Raw genomic sequence first — 22,049 nt, forward strand, 5'->3', positions numbered from 1 at the left:
AGTATATTCAACATCTTAGTTTTTAAATGACTGACTAGATATACAATACCTTCCTTATCTCAACAATTTCTCAACAAGAATAGAAAAAAGCCCTGATCGCAGTGATCAGGGCTTTCTAAAAAAAATTAATATTGCTTTGTTTTTGTGTATTTGGAGGGTTCTTTGGCCATTGCAAACTTCTGTTTTCCGCTTTTTAGAGCGGCATCTACTGTAGTGTCAACGATAACCCATTGATTGTTGATATTGACTTCATTCCAGGCGTGGTAGGTATTCACATAGGAGGATTCGCCCATAACCAGCTTCGTTGGAACATCCACACTTCGAAGCATGGCGGCGAACAGTGAAGCGTATCCATAGCAAATATCTTTTTGCGAAACTATTGTACGATCAATTTGTGGAAGGTAGTCTGTTGATAGGTTGAAAGGCTGATTGGAATCGTATTTAATATGACTAATGACATACTCGTAAATACGTTTCACCTTTTCATCATCTGTCGTTGCACCCTTGGTTAATTCCTTGGCTTTCCGAATCGCCTGATTCGTATCGCTCCAGTCAATATTTTGAATAGAATTGAGGTATATGGTTTTACTGTCATTCAAATTTAACAGGACCGTTTCTTCACCTATCACTTTATACTGGTTGCCAGTTAGCTGTTCCAATAAACGAATGTTATAATTGCCATTGCCCATTTGAAGAGCGAATGCTTCCTCAGGCTTGCTCGAATTCAGATAATAAGAGTATTTCTCCGCATCCTTGGTAATTACAATCTTGGTTTTGACATTGGAGTTGACAGGATAACGTATACTAACAATACCGTGGTTTACGTTGTTTTGATTCAGCCATGCCTGACTTTCGGCAGCAAATGCTGTCGTATGTAGGGGGATGGATAACAAAAAAACCAAAATAATTAAAAAAGATGACATTTTCCTCATAGAAAAACTTCCTTTCGGCGGCCAGGCTGCCATCTTAAAAAGAAGGCCCTATAGCTTTGCGTCCCTGCCTTTCGACAGGTTTGCTATTATCGTATAAAGTTTTTCAGGAAAAAAAACACGACAAAAAGCCTCTCCAACCGGTAGCTGGCTGCCATCTTAAAAAGAAGGCCCTGTAGCTTTGCGTCCCTGCCTTTCGACAGGTTTGCCATTTATCCTGAACAGTCTATATCTATCATTCTATCAGTTGGACTTCCGATTAGGCAAGCACAATCTCAGATTTTCTCTGTTTTTCGACAAAGTCATCTAATAGATGAGTTTATAGTTTGGTTCGATTCCCCCATTTTTTGCGGAAGGAATGTGGGGTTTCTCCGACATGTTCCTTGAACAGGTTGATAAAATGGCTAGTGTTGGGAATACCTACAAACCGTGCGATATCCACAATGGATTCGTCACTGGTTTTAAGCCAGCCTTGAGCCGCTGTGATGCGGACATTAATGAGATAATCGATAGGAGAAAATCCGATCTGTTTCTTGAAGTTTTTAGCGAGATTGAATTTGTTTAACTCAAACATGTCTGCCAGCGAATCCAGCGTAATTCGTTCACTGTAGGATCGATCCAAATATTGCTGAACCTTGCGTATCTCGGTGATTGTATCCTGGTTTACATACGGATGATCGTAGGGGTGCTGCAAAATATACGTCAGCAACTCACCGATGAGTCTGGATGTCAACAGCTCAGCAGAGAGAGTTCTGTCAGATTGTACGCATAACAGGGAACGCAGCTTGTCCAATATGGTGACTGGATCGTTGAGTGATATTACAGGCTTGTTGTGTTTGGCAAATTGTTCATAGAAATTGCCGATCAGATTGCCGTACACATTTACACTGATAAACTCCCATGCTTCATGACCAGCGGTGCTGTACTGTACGTATTCCTCACAACTAACGAAAAACATATCATGAGGCTTCAATATGTATTTTTTCTCCCGGTACAGTAATTCCCCTTGTCCTGATAACGTAAAAACGAGCAGAAACGAGGTGAGTTCCTTCCGTTCCATGGCATAAGCAGATGTTTTTTCGAAATAACCTATTTCCTGTATATAAAAAAGGGATTGCTTGGCAAAAGCGGAGGGAGTACGTGCAATGACGACTGGATCGCTGCTCCAAGGGGTCCCATTTCCGTTGTTTTTTTGGTCTGTTGTCATGTCCAATTCCTTTACAAAAGAGCAAATTTATCAAGCTAATCACTGTTTGTTTAATAAACAAAATGGTGGTTTACACATGATTTCCTATTAATACGGTTTATTTTATCACATCACATAAATGCATGTAGCGAATAATATTTTGAATTATTTTCCATTCGAATTCAGGTGTACTATTATGGTGAAAACAGCCTCGTTTCCTCCATATTTTTAACTCATTCATCCATATGAAAAAGTTAAATCATGTTGAAAAAATTCGGAGATGCCATGGGTTCAATTCAATTCTGGAATAAAATCCAGGAAAGGATGCTAAAGGTATTCTATGCCCATTCCACCTTCCAACGCACATATCCTTTCGTTTTGAAAAAAATGGGTCTTTGTTCTATCGAAATAGTTCATTAGGCTTATCGTGAAGAAAATTAGATTGGGTCCAATGTTGTGATTTTGTTCACAAATATGTAGGTGCACGAGGGAGATATATGAACTCTTTTTATGCTGATTAGTGTACTGTAAATATATGCAAATCATATGATAAATAACAGCATAAAAGTACAAAATTACACAAAGAGTGTATTCACTTATTTGCGTGATTTTCTGCTCCGGTGTGTTCTAATATAATAGGAAATAGAGTGCCGTTAGCTTTGGAATTCATATAGGCAATGATATGATGGGTAATACAGATATAGGGCTTCACTTACTCGACAGTCAGTTTGGAGGATTATAGGATGGAAAAACCAAAAAATACGAAAACCGCAGCGGCTTGGTCGCTCGTTATTCTGGGAGCGGGCTTTGCAGCTATGTTGCCTTTTCAGCAATATGGCTGGGCTCGGTTGTTAGCAGGTGCTTTCGAGGCAGGACTTGTCGGAGGACTGGCAGACTGGTTCGCCGTCACCGCATTGTTCCGTCACCCGCTGGGCATTCCGATTCCGCACACAGCGCTTCTTCCCAAGAATAGGGGAAAGCTGACGAGTGCCTTGGTGAGTACGGTGGAAAATAACTTGCTTAACAAAGACAGCATCGCATCTAAAATTGCCGATATCCGGCTGGCCGATTTGATGCTGGGCGGTGTGGAAAAGGGAATGCGCACGCCGGAAGCGGCTGCATCCATAGATGTTCTCGCCAAACGACTGGTTCGGTCAATTCCGCTTGCGGAGCTGGCCCCGGTAATTGCGGCAGAGATCAAGCGGCAAGTGACAGACTTCGACGTCGGACCGCTGCTGGAGGCGCTTGCCCGTCAAACCAGTGAGAAGGGCTATGACCGCCGCGCGCTGGATTACTCGCTGGAGCAGGCTGAATCCTGGCTTTTGAAGCCGGAAACGGGCTACACGCTGGGTAGCTTGGGAATGCAGGCTATTAGCGGTTTGCAAGTGAGCGGGCTGATGCAATTCGCCCTGAATGCGTTCCTTGGCTATCTGAACGAAGAGCGCATGGGTGAAATGATTCGCCATTTCCTGCTGGATCAGGTTGCGGAGCTGCAAAGGGAAGAACATCCACGCCGTCAGGCCGTGCTGGATGGTCTGAAAACACAGCTGACCCGTCTGGCGACGAAAGATACGGTTCAGGAAGGATTGAACAGCTGGAAAAACAACCTCGTGGGTACCTGGGAGGGCGATGCGTCGGTGCTTCATAAGATGGAAGAGCTGCGCGTACGTTTATTGGACTATATGGAAGATAGCAGCTATGTGCCGACCTATATTTTGCCGCTACTGGATCGGATGCTGGCTGATTTGAGAGGGAATACCGAGCTGCTGGACAAGATCAATTCTAGAATTGTGGCAGGCATTACCGGGCTGGTGGAAGCTAACCACAGTCGGATTGGTAATCTGGTACGCGAAAATGTAGATAAAATGGATAACGATTCCCTGATTGCTCTGATGGAGGACAAGCTGGGGCAGGACTTGCAGTGGATACGTATTAACGGCGCGGTTACGGGCTTCCTGATCGGTATTGTCCTGACAGGTGCCCGTATGCTGATCGGTTGATTCATTAGAGAAGAAAATGCTACAGATAAGGTTGTGGAAGCATGAGAATTGAGGCTCAAGCGTTTGATGGGTAAGCCGCACGCCACAGTAAATTATGTGTTGAATCACCATCCAATGCTGCTGGTTCGAATGAGAACCCGGCAGAGTTACGTTGATGTATGGTATCGGATGACAAGTGGATGAGTAAGCGGAGATTTCTTTTAATTACGCTGTCATTCCTGATCGTGATTATCGGCCTGCGTATGCTGTGGTTTGATTATTACCACAATCAGGATTATCCACGGGCCAAGGCGGGAATTCTGGATCTGAGGTGCCTGAATTTGCAGGAGATAAAGACCCTACCATTAAATGGTGAGTGGGAGTTTTATCCTGGAACTTTATCTTCTCCTGCCGAACTGAAATCCTTATTTATGCAGAAGCAGCGCCAGACCATTCAGGTACCAGGATTATGGAGTGAGTCGGTATCTCCTGTGGATCATAAGGCATATGGGGTTGGAACCTATCGGCTGCTTATTTTGAGTGACAGGTCGGAGGACACTTTATACGGTCTTCGGATCGGGAGGATTAGTACGGCATCCAACATATTTGTGAACGGCCGTTTAGTCAGTCATAGCGGCCAGGTCTCTAACAAGGTCGAACAGCATACAGGATCAACCGTTCCGTTCTCTGCTATGTTTGATACGAACAGACAGGCCATGGAGATTGTCATTCAAGTATCCAATTATGATTTTTCTTCCAGTGGAGGGATTGTGAAGCCTATCATTTTTGGAAGCGCGGAGGCTGTGAATAGCCGAACCAACTTCGCGATCTCGATGCAAATTATGGTATGTATTATTTTGCTGCTTCACGGGGTATATGTAGTCGTTATATTTTTTATGAATCCACAAAAGAAGGCGCTTCTGTATTTTGCGGGAATTGTGGTCTGCACGGTATTATCCATCCTGACAGACGATGACAAGCTTTTAATAGACTGGTTCCCCATCAGTTTGAGTCTTGCGTTAAAAATAACCATACTTTCCTATATAGGAATAGGTATGTGTGTACTGAAGCTGGTGCAGTCTCTGTTGGTTCGATCCCGCATCATTCAGATTGTTTTTATAGGCCACTGTTGTTTTGCGGTTACGGTTTTATTTGCATCTACATCCAACCTTTATGCATTTTTGTTGGCTCTTATTGCATTTTCAGGCATTACTCTATGTGCTACGGTTCCCACGTTTGCTTTTCTTAGAACATTCAGAGGGCAAAAAGAGGCTGTTTTTCTGTTGCTCGCATCCCTTAGCATTGCTTCCAGCATACTGTGGGGCGTGTTCAAAACGAATGACCTCCCTTATTACCCTTGGGATATTGTGCTGGCCTTTGTGGCGTTTGCGTCCTATTGGTTCAAACGGTTTTTTAATACGAACGCCGAGCTGAGAAGGTTGATGGAGAGACTGCAGCGCGCTGATCAGGTGAAAAATGAATTTTTGGCTAACACCTCTCATGAGCTGCGAAATCCTCTGCATGGGATGATCAATATAGCACAGACCGTGCTGGAGAATCAGAATGGCGCCCTGGACGAGCCCAACAGGAGAAACATGCAATTGCTCGTTACGGTCGGTCGCCGTATGTCCTTATTATTGAATGATTTGCTGGATGTTACACGTCTGCGTGAAAAGGATATTCTTCTGGAAAAAAGAAGCTTGAAGCCCCAGGCTGTAGCCTCGGGTGTGTTGGATATGCTCCAATTCATGACAGATGGTAAACCGCTAAACATGGTAGTAAGCATCCCTGCTGATTTTCCGAATGTATTAGCGGATGAAAACCGGGTAATCCAAATCCTGTTCAATCTCCTTCACAATGCGGTCAAATATACTCCTGAGGGGACCATTTCCATTCACGCACACATCCAGGGCGAAATGGCCAGTATTGAGGTTCGTGACACTGGCGTTGGGATGGATGAGGAGACGCAAAAGCGAATATTTCATCCATATGAACAAGGAAATTCTCATTTGACGGTTATTGGGGATGGGCTTGGACTAGGGTTGAGCATTAGCAAGCAATTGGTGGAGCTTCATGGGGGATCTCTGAGTGTAAGCTCTGAACTTGGTCAAGGCTCAACCTTTTCTTTCACGCTACCACTTGACCCCTCACCTGTACCCGACGAATTACGAGATAACGAGCAGGTGCGTATGGATGAAGCGGCAGATACCGATTTTATGGCTTTGCAGAATGAAGTAGTGATGCAGGTTGCGGCAGGCTCTGCACGGTCGGCCATACTCGCGGTAGATGATGATCCGGTTAATTTAAGGGTGTTAGAGGGCATTCTCGCCTCGGAATCGGAGTCTTACGACCTTGTCACTGTAACCAGTGCCCAGGATGCTCTGCATAGGCTGGATCACCGGGAATGGGATTTAATTATAGCCGATGTCATGATGCCCCAAATGTCGGGTTATGAGTTAACTCGGCGTGTGAGGGAATATTTTAGCATTTCCGAGCTGCCTGTGTTGCTGTTGACGGCACGTAGTCAGCAGGAGGACTTATATACGGGATTTCATGCCGGGGCCAACGATTATATTATGAAGCCTGTGGATTCCATGGAATTGAAATCCAGGGTCCGTGCCTTGACTGATGTTAAAAAGTCAGCAAGGGAGCGGCTGTGGATGGAGGCTGCATGGTTACAGGCGCAAATCAAACCTCATTTTTTGTTTAACACCTTGAATACCATTGCATCCTTAAGTCATGTGGATCACACCAGAATGGTGAATCTTATTGAGGAGTTCGGTAAATATTTAAGATCAAGCTTCAATCCTCAAAATCTTGATAGAGTCGTATCACTGGAATACGAGCTTGCACTCCTGAAATCTTATCTTTATATAGAGAAGGAGCGTTTTGGGAATAGACTAGATATTGTATGGGAAGTAGACGAACAGGTGTCCTTGCTTCTGCCGCCGTTGTCCATTCAGCCACTTGCGGAAAATGCGATCAGGCATGGTATCATGAATCGGATAGATGGAGGAACATTGTGCATTCGAATTCAGCAGCAGGAGGATGGCACAGAAATAGCCATTATGGATGACGGTGTGGGCATGAGTCAGGAGGAGCTGGATCGTCTGCTGGATCCTCAGCAAGAACAGTATAGCGGGATTGGATTACGGAATACGGACCGACGTCTGAAGCAAGTATTCGGTAAGGGGCTGTATATTAGTAGTCATTCCAATCAGGGTACAACGGTGAGCTTCCATGTTCCCCGGGCACAAAGGCAAGAAACTTAATATCTCTGTCCCGTAGGACCTCATACAGAACGAGGCGAAGCAAGCGTCGGTCTGATGGGGTTCTACGGGTTCCGGAGAATGACTTCAGCCGTGAGACTAGGCATGTGCCATTTGCCACTCTATAAACCAATTCGTAATTTGTTCATTGGGCTTCTCATGAAGTTCTTCCCATAAGACGGATGATAACAAATCATACCACTTGTTAACTAAGTTTTTTTTGTTCATATCAGCATAGGTTTCCATTAGTCCCCAGTAGGCTTCCTCTGCTTGGGGGTGACGACTACAGATGCCCTCATAAATAGAGATCGCCTCTTCGGGCTGGGTGTTCCCTCTATACCACTTTGCCATTTTCAATGCTGTGGATAACCACATCTTATGCAGCCTTTGGCGTTCACTTTCAACCCACCAAAAATCATATTCCTGTAAATAGTCCCCTTTGTATAATTCTATCATTTTAACATAATAGTGAATGGATTCCTTGTTCATCTGTGGAGCGGATGCCAGGAGGGACTCCCATCTTTCTGTATCTAGCACTACGTTTTGCGTATGCAAAATATAACCGCCATTAGTGTTGGAAATATCTAAAAAGGAATGATACGGCGCTATCGTTTTTCTAATGTAATAAGCGGCAGTATATAAAAGAGAGTAGGCCTTATCTTCTTCATATTCCGGCCATAGTAATTCAATCAAGGCTGATTTGCGAACCCATTGGTCATGATTTTGCAGCAGGTACAAAAACAACTCCTGAGACTTTTTGGTCCTCCACTGAAGAACAGTGGGCTGTTGATCCGGTAATGTGAAGACGACATGTTGAAAAACCTGTAAATGAAGAAGGGAAGGCTGATCCTCAGGTATGGAGGCAGCTTGATCGTTACGCTTCAGAATGCGATTCATGGTTTTGATGAGACGTTCTGTCGTGACCGGTTTGAGCAGATAATCCAGCGCATTAAGCTCGAAGGCCTGGATAGCGTACTTATCGTAAGCCGTTACAAATACAATCTGAATATGGGGTTTGTGCTCCAAAATTTGATGTGCTAATTCAATTCCACTGATCTCTGGAAGTCTTACATCCAAAAAGGCTATGTCTATATTATCAAGTAGAATATAGTCCCTGGCCACGAACGGATTCGTAAAAGCTCCTGCAATATGTATGCCTTGTAACTTGCCAAGCAGACGCTTCATATAATCCAAAGCTAACTCTTCATCATCGACAATAACAATCCTTGTCAATTTCTCTGATCTATCCACGTGTGCTTTACTCCTTTTTAGGCAGATACATCTTATTATATCGGATAACTTGGCTGCGGCTATAAGCAAAAAGGTTGTAGAAGAAAAAAATTTAAAATAAAAAGGCGGGCTGCGATGGACCATCGTTAAGATGGATGATCGCAAGCCCGCCTGTAGGATGTTTACTATACTTAAGCTTGACTGACAGTATTGGAGGTATATTTACAGAACCCAGCGTGTGATCTGTTCCAACGGCAGTCTGGATTTTTCCCGCTTGGGTTCATGGGACCGATAACCAAAGGCAGCGATGACCGAAATATCCAGCAGTCCGTTCTCCAACAGTCCTTCTTCCTCCAAAATGGCATGCACCTGATCGTAGTTAAAGCCCTCAATCGGGCAGGAATCAATGCCGATCTGAGCCGCCGCCGTCATCATATTACCCAAGGCAATGTAGGTTTGCTTGGAAGCCCAGTCGAATAACGTACGTTCGTTTTCCAGCAGGCGTTGATTTTCACCCTGAAAGATTTTATATCGGCCCGGCAGTGAGGCAAAGTCTTCCTCGGACATCCCTTTAATCTCTTTATACATATACTCCACATACGGGGAATCATAACGAACATCCTTACGTGCCAAAATCAGGACAACATGGCTGGCAGCAGGAATCTGTTTTTGGCCCCCGCTTGAAACCGCAGCCAGCTTTTCTCTCAATGCCTGATTTTGTACGACCACAAAACGCCACGGCTCAAAACCGACGGAGCTTGGGGAAAGCCGCCCGGTTTCGAGAATAAATTGAAAATCTTCCTCCGGTATGATGCGATCAGGATCGAATTCCTTGGTGGCATGTCTGAACAGAAAGGCATCCAGAATTTCCTGCTTTTTTACGGATGTATTGGACATGAGTTGTATCCCTCCAGTTTTTGGTTTAGTTGGTGCTCTTTTTATTTTCTGCTACTATAATGAGAGCTAATATCGAATGTATAGTCATCATATAAAAAGTTTCTGGAGTGAACAAGTACGCACATATTTGTTCCTTGTCATAAGTCTGAGATTTCGGGTCTACAATCGGTAGAAAGAAGGGGAAACCATGACGCAAGAGATGGAAAATACAGTCAGCGTGAACTTTGGATGTCCGGTAGCGAAAACGGTAGGGGTTATAGGCGGAAAATGGAAGGGAGTCATTTTATATCATTTGACCACGGGACCGCGCCGGTATAACGAAATTCGACGGACCTTGCCCAATATTACGCAGCGTATGCTGACCTTGCAACTGCGTGAGCTGGAACGTGACGGTATCGTACACCGTGAAATCTATAACGAGAATCCGCCGCGTGTGGAATACTCGCTTACCCCGTTGGGCGATACGTTGAGGCCGTTGCTGGATTTTATGAGAGACTGGGGTGTCTTCTATGGGGAACAGACCTGTGAGCCCGTAGCGGCCAATTCCAAGTGCGGGAAGCCTTCTGGTTGAGGTGTGAAATGAGGAAAGCCCGCTGATGAACTCATGGAGCTTCGCATGGAAGACGCATGAAATTCATCAGCGGGCGGAATAAGGGCGAGACGTTCTTGTGAAAGTTTATTTATTTGAACTCGATGGATTGGTTCATCTGCGTCCAGGCGGTTTCTCCAATGATGCCCAGTCGCCAGATGGCGATGCCTTTCAGGTCATAACGTTTGGCCAGACCGATCTTGGCGTTGACGGTGCTGTCTTTTTCGCTACCCATAGAGATGCCTAAAATCAACTTGTCCCGCGAGGTTTCCTTCAAGGCCAGTTTTATGGCTTCGTCCACTTTATCGAGTGGTTCAGGCGTTGCTTTTTGCCCGTAGTCATAGGCCATGATGATCAGATCGTCCGCCAGATTACCCAGCGTCTTGTAGTCGTAACCTGAGTAAGAGCTGTTCAGCGGATGCAGGACGACGGTGAGCTTGAGTCCAGCCTGATGCGCTTTGGCCGACAGCTTTTGAATGAAGGCGTTGTAGTCTGAACGCGCTTTGGCTTTATCTCCGCTCCAGCCCAGTCCCTCCAGATCCAGCGTAATGCCCTTGAACTGCTTGTCGGTGACGGTGCTAACGATTTGGGAAATAGTTTGCTCCTGAAGCTGTGCATTTTCCAAAACTTTGGTCAGCTCGTGATTGCCATCTCCAGAATAGACCATCAGGTAAGGGGAAGTCCCCTGACTGTCTGCCTCCTGTACAATGGACTCTGGTGTCACGGTGTCGGCGGCTTGAGGCCATTTGTATTCCTTGCCGCTGGTCGTAAATTGTCCGTTCGCATCAATTCGGCTCCAACCGAAGGCTACCGCGTTAAAATCCGGTATTTTGGATTTTTGGTCGAAGGAAGATAGCGCGTAAAATCCCACCGTATACATAGGCTCACGCGGCGATGTAATGGATACCGTCCGCGTTCCCTGATTCCAGTTGACCGTGGCTCCAAACTGCTGTCCAAAGAAGCCTAACGGAATCATCGTGCTGCCGCGCACGGTTTGCGGTGCGGCTGTTAGTTGCACTGACTGTCCGTCTACCGTAGCATTGCGGCTACCCATTTTCAGAACCACCTGCTTGGTCGCAGAGCCTTGTGCTTTGGTGGCTGTAATGCTTTGGCTGGCCTGATCCCATTTCACCGTAATGCCGAGAGCTTCGGAAATGGCACGGAAGGGAACCATCGTCGTGCCGCTCATCACTGCGGGCTGTACCGGGAAAGGCAGTGGATATCCGTCCAGCACAATGCTGACCTGCCCCGCATTGGCCTGCGCCGAAGGGCTATAGATGCCTGCGGTGGCACTCAGAAAGATGGCGCTGGATAACAGAGCCTTATTTACGATTTTCATCTTATACTCTCCTATGCATCATAGATTGCAAAGCTATCATGTTAGAATCGTGAGGTTTCTACCATTTTACCAAAAAAATGATAGATAGGTGAATGTTAAAATGATATACACTGCTTCGAATTCTATGTAGAATCTTTTTCTCCGGGATATCATACTAATCAAATCAGTATTTTCTACATGGAGCAACTAAAAGGGCTCCTTTTCTTTCAACCAAAACAGTTTAGGAGAAATATAATAGAATAAATTTCAATTTTCCAGCCAATGGGTAATTGCTGTATAAATATTGAAAGTTTAATAAGGAATAGAACAAAAAGCTGGCACCTGTATAAAAGGTGCCAGCTTTTGCTTTTTATATCGCTCATATAATTCATACATTCATATAACTAACTAATTTCTATACGCTTGCGAACAAAAATTACTTGCGGCGCTTGAGCGCAATGCCGACGGCTACTGCACCAAGCCCGACTGCGATGATCGACAGAACGAGTGCTGTCGTTTGTGCAGCAGAGCTGGCAGGGGCAGCAGCGGCAGGGGCGGCTTCGGTAGCATTATTCGAAGCGGGTGCAGGATTGCTGCTATCCTTAGCCATGTCTGAACTTGTATGGCCTGCGGCTGTACCAGCCGAATCATGCCCATGATCTGCGGTAGGTGCGGGAGCCTCGGAGGTGGCATCAGCCGTGATTTTTGTAATGGAATGTGGATTGTTACTTCCTTCATCGCCTGTCCATTCCACGATACTTCCGTCGCTGTAATATTGGAAAGCGTTCCACGCGGCTTCAGTATTCTGGTCTGCATTTTGTGCCACGAAGCTGAAACGCTGATACTGTCCCGCCTGGATGCCATCTTTGTCGGTCGTCCAGGTAACAGTGGTTACTTTGCCGGAGCTGTCTTTTTCGGTTGATACTTTCCAATCCGGTACAGGCTCATACTGCTTGAAAACGACTTCTTTCGGAATTTTCAAAGCGACTTTGGTGGTTGGAATGTTTTTTTCGACAGGCACTTTCAGCGTGTACGTTTCCCAAGCGTTAGGCTGTGAAACGGAGGGCTTGACCGTCACGTGGGCACTGGCCATACCTGCAAAAAGTAAAGCACCTGCTGCAATCAGACCCATAGAGGTCGCAAGTCTGGAAAATCTGGATTTTACCATTTGAATCGTTGTATTCATATCATTTGCTCCTTTAAACAATATAATGATTATCTTTTTCCACCTACATGCAGAGTAAATTCAGCGTCAATTGCATCCAAAGATGCGGTCAGAGCATGTACCTGTACAGCCCATGTTCCTTCGGCAGTCAGCAGCTCTTGAGTTAGGAATGGCTGCTGTTGTCGTGCAGGGAGAACAAATTCCTGCCGGGCTTTGTCAGGGTCTGCCGGGACGAGTGTCAGTGTGACCTGTTGGATGCCCTGAACGGTAGCTCCCTTGGCATCCCGTACAGTTACCTTAAATTCATTGCTGCCTACAGTATTCGGGCTAACCGCCAGCGAGATGCTGTATTCGCCTGCGGTGCGGGTTTCCTCAAACGGTACCGCAGGCGCCTGACCAGGCGAAAGGTGAGTGAGCACCGCCGCCAACAGCATCACGAGCAGGCCAACGGACAGCTCGATGCGCAAGCCCCCGATGGCACGCTTGGCTGCCGCCGCTTGCCGGGCGCTGCGGAATTGGCTGACCGCGAAGGCCAGCATGACCAGCAGCAGCGCTGCTTTTCCGAGCAGAACGAGTCCGTAGGACGTGTTCAGCAGCATGGAGGGAGCCGGGACGTACAGCACGGCTCCATAAATGCCGGTGGCGAGCAGCGCCGCCACCATGGCAATGCCCCAGCCGGCAAAGCGGCGCAGGGCCGCTTGCCGCAGAGCTGCCCGCTCGGACACGGGCAGCTCTGGCCTGGCAGCAGGCAGGCACAACGCCATGACGGCAAGTGAGCCGATCCAGAAGGCTGCCGCCGCCAGATGGACGAAGTCCGCTGCGATGGCTGGAGCCGGATGGGTAGCCGCCGCCGCATGGCCGACAAAGGCCTTGCACAGCATGAGGCCTAGCGTCAGGACGACGGAGCCGTAGCCCCAGAGACGGCGCTGGCGGTTGGAGATGCTGTGATCCAGCGCGTAAATCAGCGCTACGCTCAGCACCAGCACGAGAATCATCTGGATAAACCAGATTTGTCCCGCCCCCGTGAACTGGAGGGCTTCTCCAAGGATCGGGAACGAAAAGCCCTGCCCGATAGAAACCCCGGCATCCCAGGATGCCTGAAGCGGCAGACTGATCAGGATGGCGACAGACGTGATACCGTAGCCGCTCCATAGCAGAGCGGACCAGCGTGGTAACGTGATGCCTGTCTGTTGATCATGTTTCTGCCGCTCACTTGTGTCCTTGCTTTGATTCGTTCCTGGCAGGATGAGCAGCCCAAAACAGAGTGCTCCCAAAAGCAATGACAGTCCTATATACAGCAACCAGCGGGTAGCAATTAGGTCAAGCCGCGATACTCCCGAGCCTTCGGATGTGGCGGCTGCGGGGTCCGTATACGCATTGGAACCGTTGCCGACCTGGAATGGAATCACTCCGTTGACCGGATGTCCGTCCGCCGATAAGGCTCTCCAATTGACGGTATAAATTCCATTTTTCATCCCCGGAATCAGTTTGATTTCCATGGTGGCTTTGTGCTCCGGGTTGAGCTGTGCTTTTCCTGTATCAACTCGCTTACCTGTTTCATCGGTCACTTTGATCGACATAAAGGCAGACTGCAAATCCTCATTGAAGGTGATGATCACCTGTGAAGGCGACTTGTCCAAAACCTGATTTTCAGTCGGACTGGATTCAACGACAAATGCATGAGCCCATGATGAGCGAGGAAACAGGATAAGAAGTGGTAGACACAGCAACAGAAGACAAGCCGCACGGGCTGGTCTGGACAGGTACAACATGCCTGTGAAGTCACCTTCTCTCGATTACTTGAAGCGAGGATATCCTCGTTTGTAACATTTTATACGGACAAATCCAATCCTTATCTTAATCATAGTGCATACAGCGTGAATAGATGGAGCGAATTATGACATTTATATGAAATTTGAAATAAACAGCATTTTGCATGTGCTATTCATATGAAAACCCCTACCGATGTAGAAATCTAGACGATTTCTGGCGGCAGGGGCAATGGGACCGAGCTTGTGGGGAATGATATGCCTGTTTACACGGAATCCATGAAAGCGGGCTGCTTATGCTGGACATAGTGGATAAAAATAGCCGTTAGCTCCGGATCGAATTGGCTACCCGAGCAGGCTCGCAGCTCTTCAATGGCCTCCTCGAACGTTTTGGTGGGTTGATAAGGACGTTCAGTTGTCATCGCATCAAAAGAGTCGATAATCGTCAGCATCCGACACAGCCGGGGAATTTGCTCACCCTTAAAGCCGAACGGGTAGCCTCCCCCGTCATAGCGTTCATGATGCAACTCCACAAAAGGAACCAGATCTGCGAATCGTTCGTTGGCCTCGATAATTCGTTTGCCCCACATGACATGTGCTTGCACCATCGTCCATTCCTCACAGGACAGCTTTTCTTTTTTATTGAGAATATTCCACGGAATTTCCAGCTTGCCAATGTCATGAATGAGAGCACCCAATATAAACCGTCGTTTATCCTCTGGGCCGAGCTTAAGCACCTCGCTCATATCTGCTGCATATCTGAATACCCGTTTGGAATGCTTGAAGGTATTAATATCCTTGTACAAAAACAGATTAAGCTGCTGTTCAATATCACGAATATCCTGTCCCAGATCGACTTCACGTTCCAGTTCATTTAAACTGCCATGTGTGTGAACGATATTTTTTCCCTGCTTCTTGGCGTAGTACAGCGCTTTATCTGCCAGATCGACCAACTGTGATTTGTCGTAGATGTCGATGCGGCTTTGTGCAATGCCTGCGGAGAAGGACAAGCAGCCGTGCGGGAAAATTTCCACACCCTCATAGCGGGAATCATTCAGTCTTTTTCGGATGGTATTGACCGTTTCGTAGGCTTGCTCGGCGGTATGGTCAGGCATTAGCAGAGTGAACTCCTCTCCGCCATAGCGGGATACGATAATATTGGAGCCGGAAGTTTCCTTTTTGAGAATCTCTCCGAGGAATCCCAACAGCTGATCGCCTTTCAGGTGACCGAAGTGATCGTTGTATTTTTTAAAATCATCAATATCAATAAGGGCAAGGCTGAGGGGGGTATTCTGGGTTCTGGCTATATTCAGCTCGGTTTCGAGTGCATTTTCAAAATAACTGTGATTGTACAGCCCTGTTCTGCGGTCCATGTTGGCTTTTTCTTCAATTTCCCGATACATCGTAAACAACTGCTTGAACGCGTGGGATAGAAGCATACTTAGCGCAAGGAACAACAGAAGCCCCAAAATACCGTTATGATAAATTAGTGTGGTCAGTACGAGAGACAGGATGAGTGTGCATAAGTAAACAAGCAGGGATTCAGCGAGAAAAGCCTTTTTTAGCTCATTGAGAGAGCCTTTGTAAGCAATATAAAAGTAGAGACCCAGTGTAACGGTATTCACCGTAAAGTAGCAGAACAGTGCCAACAGGTAGGCAGTAAAATGCTCATCGTTCAAGCCTCCCTGCGTTCCGCCGCTAAGCTCAAAGACGGCAGACGACAGGAAAATGGAGAGCGCATAGATGGAAAAATTGGAGGCATGCTTCCACCAGGACAGTTCTCTATACCGGATTGCGGCAATGAGTACATTGAACAATAAAATGAGAATAGCGATTTCAGTGCCATGTACAAAAATACAAGCGAGATACACGGAGGAATCCATCGATTGCTTGTTACTGGCTGGCGGCAGTTGGAAGGTAAAATGCTCCAAAATCAGAACTGCTCCCAGCAGAGAGTAGATCGTGACCCACTCTGTAGGCGAATAGTGCATAAAGGACCAATGATTCGTATACAAGAGGATGCCTAAGCCTGCCATACATATGAGAAAAACGTATAATCCCGTCGCGCTAACCCGTTCTTGCAGCTTTTCAATTATACTCATCATTTCATTCTCCTGCCTTGTCGTATCTTGATGTCAAAGCTACCAGGGGGTAAATGGGATAATTTACAATTTTGTAATCGAAAATTTCACATGAAAAAACAGGCCGGAATCCAGCCTGTTTTGTTGAGCCTGTGCTTCCCTTTTCCTTATCGGTAATTAGCCTCCGATTTTGTAACCGGAAGTCAAAGCGATTACGACAGAAGCGACGATAATAGCGTTGATAATCACACGGGAATATTTCAAATTTTTCATAGGGTTCACTCCCTTCCTTGGAATAAGGCGCACACTAGGCGTGGCGGGGATGGGTTTCTTGTTGGGTGGTCTTCTTCTTGTTCACGACCATGACACTTTGAATAAACAGAAACATCCCAAAGTTCATGACGACATCTCCAATACTGATCACCTGCGTACGGGGATAGGGCTTGGAGAGTGGAATAATATCACCCAAAAATGATAAACGCGTAGTCGTATCCATCATGTAATGCTTTGAGATAACGCTTCCAGATTTAAGCATATCTGTATAATAGGGGCCTAGTATCTCAGAAGCGCTCAACGAGACCGGCATCCTGCCGCCATTTACCGCCATGACGACAAAATTCAACAGGACTCCGATTAAAATAAGCTTGAATCCCTTGTGGTGCCTGTTCAACCAGAGAAAAATCAATCCAACCGCATAGATGCCCATAAACAGATACCCGTTGATGGACGCGAGCCAAGCCCATTTTTCCTGAGCATAAAAAATAATGAACTGCACCAGCAGCAGCACAGGGAACATCCAGCCAGCTATGAGGTGTATTTGGCTGAAACGGATTAAACCCTGTCGCCAGCCCCCTCTGAACAGACCTACAATGAGACCAAGCAGCACTCCATCATAGACCATAGTTATTCTCCAGCTTTCGCAAATTTTTTTGTTTTGGTTAAGGTATGATTCGACCTTAAATTGGTAAATTCCTGCCTGATATGTAGCAGTTTCGAAAAAAAATTGCGGATTAGCGTGTAAATGATCGAAGCAGCGTAAAATGAATGTTATCATAATATATTGAAGTGATATTTCATATTTTCAGAAAAGGATGATTGTTATTATGAATCGGTTTTCCAATACGGTAATGGTTGCCGCAGATATGACCAAATCCCGGATTTTATGGATTGCCTTTGTGCTGGGAGCGTTGAGTGCTTTCGGACCCTTGTCCATAGATATGTATTTGCCGTCATTGCCTACGTTAGCCGACAATTTGCATACGACGACTTCGCTGGCGCAACTCAGTCTGACCGCCTGTCTGTTGGGTCTGGCAGTCGGTCAGATCGTTGCGGGGCCGCTGAGTGATGTAAGAGGACGTAGAGGGCCGCTGGTCGTATCGCTTGTCCTGTACGCCGCTGCTTCGCTGTTATGCGTGTTTGCGCCGAATATCGGCGTGCTTATCGGGCTACGCTTTATTCAGGGTCTTACCGGGTCTGCGGGGATCGTTATCTCCAGAGCCGTTGCGCGTGATCTATATTCGGGCAGAGAACTGACGCGCTTCTTTTCACTGCTCATGCTGGTGAACGGTGTTGCTCCGATTGCTGCTCCTGTGCTGGGCGGTGCTCTGTTGAATTTTGTATCCTGGCGTGGTGTGTTCATGGTGCTTTGCGTAGTCGGGGTGGCTATGTTAATTGCCGTCGTGTTGGGGCTACCGGAAACACTACCTGTCAGCCGCCGTTCATCGGGTGGTTTGAAGCAGACGCTTCGTACACTCGGTCATCTTTTTACGGATCGGCGCTTTATGGGATACGCCTTCTCGCAGGCGCTCATTACAGGAGCCATGTTTGCGTACATCGCTGGCTCGCCGTTCGTGCTTCAGGATATTTTCGGGGTTTCACCTCAGACATACAGTATTATTTTCGCGGTGAATGGTTTGGGGATTGTACTGTTTTCCCAATTGACCGGGAGGCTTGTCGGCCGTTTCAGCGAACGGCAGTTGCTCTTGTCGGGGTTGTTGATTGCGGCTGTAGCGGGAATTAGCCTGCTTACGGTGGCCTTTACCGGTGGTCAACTATTTGCTGTTCTAGTTCCGCTGTTCTTTGTTGTATCCTGTGTCGGGATCGTGAGTACAACCACCACCTCACTCGCGATGCAAAGCCAGCAGCGCTCCGCAGGCAGTGCGTCCGCCATGCTCGGCTTGCTGCCTCTGTTGCTTGGCTCTATCGCTTCGCCGCTGGTGGGTCTGGGCAGTGGAACAACCCCCATACCGATGGCTATCGTCATCGCTATAGCGGAAGTTGGTGCGTTGTTAAGCTTTATGGTACTTGCCAAGGAAGCGCGCGTGAAAGCTTGAAATAAGGCGAACAGGTGACATTTTTCCGAGAGGTTGACATACCCCATGGGGGTATATTATGCTAGGAGTATATTAACAATGCATGAATGCATAACACAACACAGGAGGCTGATGTATGGCTGAAGAGCAACCTGTTTCCAACGCTGAAGTCCATGAGGCTCATTGCGGAGCAGAAGGGGAAAAGACCATCAGAAAAAGCCATCACTCGGCAGAATTCAAGAACAGTCTTACATCCCGATTGAACCGTATTGAAGGTCAGGTTCGGGGAATCAAGGGCTTGATCGAGAAGGATACCTATTGTGACGATGTGCTGAACCAGATTGCGGCTGTCCAGTCCGCCCTGAATGGTGTCGGCAAGCTGCTGCTGGAAGGGCATATGAAAAGCTGTGTCATTGAGCGCATGCAGGCCGGAGAGCCGGAAGTGATCGACGAATTGCTGGTTACGGTCAAGAAGCTGATCCGTTAAGAGCAATACCCATACACATAAATCGGGTACATAAAGTACCCCGGAGGAGGAAACAGAAATGGCACAAGTAACGTTGAACGTAGAGGGCATGAGCTGCAATCATTGCGTGAAAGCAGTAGAAGGAGCTTTGGAGAAAGTCGGCGCTTCCGGCAAGGTCAGTCTTGAAGCGAAACAAGTGGCTGTAGAATACGATGAGTCCAAGCTGAACGTTGAAGCTCTGAAAACCGCAATCGAGGACCAAGGCTACGACGTTGTTTAAGTTAAGGATATGTAACGCGTAAAAAATTTGTTTTAAAGGAAAAGCTTCCATGAAGAGGCTTTTTCTTTTGAACATGAATATACCCCATGGGGGTATGTAGGAGGAGAGTAACCATGGAAAACCGTGTGACCGACGGTGACAAGCAGACAACGCTTCATATTACAGGGATGTCCTGTGCTGCCTGTGCCAGCCGTATTGAAAAGGGATTGAATCGAATAGACGGCGTGGCGCAGGCTAATGTGAATCTGGCTCTGGAGCAGGCGTCGATATCGTATGATCCGAAGCAGGCCGACATTCCGGATTTTCGCGATAAAATTGCTTCGCTTGGTTTTGGAACCGTGAGTGAGGAAGCCAATCTGAATGTGACGGGCATGACATGCGCAGCTTGCGCGACCCGGATTGAAAAGGGTCTGAACCGGATGCCGGGTGTGACGGGCGCTACGGTGAATTTGGCGATGGAAACAGCGCATGTGGAATATGCGGCGGGAAGTATTGCGGTCGGTGATCTGGTGAGCAAGATTGAGCAACTTGGCTATGGAGCCATCCCGCAGAGTGCCGAGGATAACATTGCAGATGTGCGCAGCAAGGATATGAATCGTAAAAAGTGGAAGTGGATCGTCTCGGCGGTGCTGTCGCTTCCGCTGTTATGGGCGATGGTGGCTCATTTCTCCTTTACCTCATGGATTTATGTGCCTGGCTTATTTCTGAATCCGTGGTTCCAGCTCGTGCTTGCTACACCGATCCAGTTTATCATTGGATGGCAGTTTTACGTGGGAGCGTATAAGGCACTGCGCAACGGCGGTTCCAATATGGATGTACTGGTTGCTCTGGGCACGTCTTCCGCCTATTTTTACAGCCTGTATCTCACCCTGCGTCCGTCTACCGTGATGGACAGCATGGGAGGTATGGCAGGGATGCCTGTCATGAAAATGCCTGAGCTGTACTATGAGACAAGCGCGGTTCTGATTACGCTTATTCTCGTCGGTAAATGGTTCGAGGCAGTAGCCAAGGGCCGTTCGTCCGAGGCGATCAAGAGTCTCATGAGTCTTCAGGCGACGACAGCGCGTGTAGTACGTGATGGGCAAGAGCTTGATATACCGATTGAGCAGGTTCGCGTGAGGGACATTTTTATTGTACGTCCCGGCGAGAAAATCCCTGTAGACGGTGTGGTGGTGGACGGACGCTCGGCGGTGGATGAATCCATGCTGAGTGGCGAAAGCCTTCCGGTGGAAAAAGAGGCAGGTTCTGCGGTCACAGGAGCCACGCTCAATAAAAACGGTGTGCTTCGTATCCAGGCTGAGCGTGTCGGTGGAGATACGGCGTTAGCACGTATTATTAAGGTCGTGGAAGATGCGCAAAATTCGAAGGCACCGATTCAGCGGATTGCTGACCAAATATCAGGAATATTTGTTCCAATCGTTGTAGCTATAGCTGCATTGGCCTTTATCGTCTGGTTTTTCCTTGTGACTCCGGCTGATTTTGCAGGCTCCCTGGAGAAAATGATTGCGGTGCTTGTCATTGCTTGCCCTTGTGCGCTCGGATTGGCTACGCCAACGTCTATCATGGCGGGATCGGGACGCGCCGCTGAATACGGCATTCTGTTCAAGGGCGGCGAGCATCTGGAGATGACTCGTTCGGTCAATGCCGTGGTGCTGGATAAAACGGGCACGGTCACGAACGGCAAGCCTGAACTGACGGATGTTGTGGTCGGAGAAGGAAGCTTGGTAGAAACGGATTTGCTGCGGTTGTTGGCTGCGGCGGAAAAAAGCTCGGAGCATCCACTGGCGGAAGCCATTGTAAGGGGTATTGCGGATCGCGGCATTGAGCTAGTGGAGCCAACGGATTTTGAAAATATTCCGGGCTATGGCGTGAAGGCTCATGTGGAGGGCAAGCAAGTGCTGGCAGGTACACGTCGGCTGATGAGTCGTGAGGGCATCACGGTCGGCGAATCGGCCGAGCAGCATATGCATGAGCTGGAGAACGCGGGCAAAACAGCAATGCTGATTGCGGTGGATGGTTCCTATGCTGGACTGGTAGCCGTGGCGGATACGATTAAGGAAACGTCACGGGAGGCAGTTGCCCGTCTGCGTGCAATGAACATTGAGGTCATCATGATTACGGGTGACAATGAACGGACCGCGCGGGCTGTTGCTGACGAGGCTGGAATTGATCGGGTGCTGGCTGAGGTGCTGCCAGAGGGCAAAGCGAAAGAAGTAAAACGGCTTCAGGAGCAGGGTCTGATCGTAGCTATGGTCGGGGATGGCATTAATGATGCACCCGCACTGGCTACCGCTAATATCGGGATGGCCATGGGCACAGGTACGGATGTGGCGATGGAGGCTGCGGATATCACGCTCATGCGCGGTAATCTGAACAGCATTCCCGATGCGATCGAAATGAGCCGCCGCACGATGACCAATATACGGCAAAATCTGTTTTGGGCGTTAGGTTATAATGTGATTGGCATCCCGATTGCAGCTTTGGGTTTTCTGGCCCCGTGGCTGGCGGGAGCGGCCATGGCATTTAGCTCCGTCTCGGTGGTGCTGAATGCACTGCGTCTCCAACGGGTAAAGCTATAA

Annotated in this window: 16 protein-coding genes and 2 riboswitches; of the genes, 7 read left to right on the forward strand and 9 right to left on the reverse strand. The window is 47.7% G+C overall.

Annotation, left to right across the window (positions count from 1 at the left end):
- Positions 1–125 precede the first annotated feature (125 nt).
- Together ACWXW9_RS12795 and ACWXW9_RS12800 are read right to left on the reverse strand one after the other, a co-directional pair.
- Positions 126–923, reverse strand: a complete 798-nt coding sequence (locus ACWXW9_RS12795; protein WP_494929694.1) for a transglutaminase family protein — start codon at positions 921–923, stop codon at positions 126–128.
- A 22-nt stretch (positions 924–945) separates the two neighbouring features.
- A riboswitch (cyclic di-GMP riboswitch) is annotated at positions 946–1,027 on the reverse strand.
- A 41-nt stretch (positions 1,028–1,068) separates the two neighbouring features.
- Positions 1,069–1,149, reverse strand: a riboswitch (cyclic di-GMP riboswitch).
- A gap of 99 nt (positions 1,150–1,248) precedes the next feature.
- The gene (locus tag ACWXW9_RS12800) at positions 1,249–2,136 is read right to left on the reverse strand and encodes an AraC family transcriptional regulator (RefSeq protein ID WP_494929695.1); all 888 of its coding nucleotides are present in this window, start codon (positions 2,134–2,136) and stop codon (positions 1,249–1,251) included.
- A gap of 722 nt (positions 2,137–2,858) precedes the next feature.
- Here ACWXW9_RS12800 and ACWXW9_RS12805 point away from each other — a divergent pair.
- Complete coding sequence (locus tag ACWXW9_RS12805) at positions 2,859–4,115, forward strand: DUF445 domain-containing protein (RefSeq protein WP_494929696.1); 1,257 nt, start codon at positions 2,859–2,861, stop codon at positions 4,113–4,115.
- 179 nt (positions 4,116–4,294) lie between these two features.
- Positions 4,295–7,366: a hybrid sensor histidine kinase/response regulator gene (locus ACWXW9_RS12810; RefSeq protein WP_494929697.1), complete on the forward strand. Its 3,072-nt coding sequence runs from the start codon at positions 4,295–4,297 to the stop codon at positions 7,364–7,366.
- A gap of 96 nt (positions 7,367–7,462) precedes the next feature.
- Here the strand turns inward: ACWXW9_RS12810 and ACWXW9_RS12815 are convergent, their stop codons facing one another.
- Together ACWXW9_RS12815 and ACWXW9_RS12820 are read right to left on the reverse strand one after the other, a co-directional pair.
- Complete coding sequence (locus ACWXW9_RS12815) at positions 7,463–8,614, reverse strand: response regulator (RefSeq protein WP_494929698.1); 1,152 nt, start codon at positions 8,612–8,614, stop codon at positions 7,463–7,465.
- A 201-nt stretch (positions 8,615–8,815) separates the two neighbouring features.
- Positions 8,816–9,490, reverse strand: coding sequence for an NAD(P)H-dependent oxidoreductase (locus ACWXW9_RS12820; protein WP_494929699.1), 675 nt, complete (start codon positions 9,488–9,490; stop codon positions 8,816–8,818).
- A gap of 187 nt (positions 9,491–9,677) precedes the next feature.
- Here ACWXW9_RS12820 and ACWXW9_RS12825 point away from each other — a divergent pair, with 187 nt between their 5' ends.
- Positions 9,678–10,061, forward strand: a complete 384-nt coding sequence (locus tag ACWXW9_RS12825; protein WP_494929700.1) for a winged helix-turn-helix transcriptional regulator — start codon at positions 9,678–9,680, stop codon at positions 10,059–10,061.
- A gap of 109 nt (positions 10,062–10,170) precedes the next feature.
- Here ACWXW9_RS12825 and ACWXW9_RS12830 read toward each other — a convergent pair whose 3' ends face one another.
- From ACWXW9_RS12830 to ACWXW9_RS12850, 5 genes are all read right to left on the reverse strand, one after another.
- On the reverse strand, positions 10,171–11,418 hold the full coding sequence (locus ACWXW9_RS12830) for a stalk domain-containing protein (protein WP_494929701.1): 1,248 nt from the start codon (positions 11,416–11,418) through the stop codon (positions 10,171–10,173).
- A gap of 415 nt (positions 11,419–11,833) precedes the next feature.
- Positions 11,834–12,583, reverse strand: coding sequence for a YcnI family copper-binding membrane protein (locus ACWXW9_RS12835; protein WP_494929702.1), 750 nt, complete (start codon positions 12,581–12,583; stop codon positions 11,834–11,836).
- Between the two features lie 29 nt (positions 12,584–12,612).
- Positions 12,613–14,334: a copper resistance CopC/CopD family protein gene (locus tag ACWXW9_RS12840; protein WP_494929703.1), complete on the reverse strand. Its 1,722-nt coding sequence runs from the start codon at positions 14,332–14,334 to the stop codon at positions 12,613–12,615.
- 263 nt (positions 14,335–14,597) lie between these two features.
- Positions 14,598–16,436: a bifunctional diguanylate cyclase/phosphohydrolase gene (locus ACWXW9_RS12845; RefSeq protein ID WP_494929704.1), complete on the reverse strand. Its 1,839-nt coding sequence runs from the start codon at positions 16,434–16,436 to the stop codon at positions 14,598–14,600.
- Positions 16,437–16,719: 283 nt separating this feature from the next.
- Positions 16,720–17,313, reverse strand: coding sequence for a DUF5317 domain-containing protein (locus ACWXW9_RS12850; RefSeq protein WP_494929705.1), 594 nt, complete (start codon positions 17,311–17,313; stop codon positions 16,720–16,722).
- A gap of 202 nt (positions 17,314–17,515) precedes the next feature.
- Here ACWXW9_RS12850 and ACWXW9_RS12855 point away from each other — a divergent pair, with 202 nt between their 5' ends.
- From ACWXW9_RS12855 to ACWXW9_RS12870, 4 genes are all read left to right on the forward strand, one after another.
- Complete coding sequence (locus ACWXW9_RS12855; protein WP_494929706.1) at positions 17,516–18,745, forward strand: multidrug effflux MFS transporter; 1,230 nt, start codon at positions 17,516–17,518, stop codon at positions 18,743–18,745.
- A gap of 115 nt (positions 18,746–18,860) precedes the next feature.
- On the forward strand, positions 18,861–19,211 hold the full coding sequence (locus tag ACWXW9_RS12860; protein ID WP_044646242.1) for a metal-sensitive transcriptional regulator: 351 nt from the start codon (positions 18,861–18,863) through the stop codon (positions 19,209–19,211).
- A 58-nt stretch (positions 19,212–19,269) separates the two neighbouring features.
- On the forward strand, positions 19,270–19,470 hold the full coding sequence (locus tag ACWXW9_RS12865; RefSeq protein WP_025683234.1) for a copper ion binding protein: 201 nt from the start codon (positions 19,270–19,272) through the stop codon (positions 19,468–19,470).
- A gap of 113 nt (positions 19,471–19,583) precedes the next feature.
- Positions 19,584–22,049, forward strand: a complete 2,466-nt coding sequence (locus ACWXW9_RS12870; RefSeq protein ID WP_494929707.1) for a heavy metal translocating P-type ATPase — start codon at positions 19,584–19,586, stop codon at positions 22,047–22,049.

The sequence above is a fragment of the Paenibacillus sp. LT-B23 genome, from assembly GCF_059417685.1.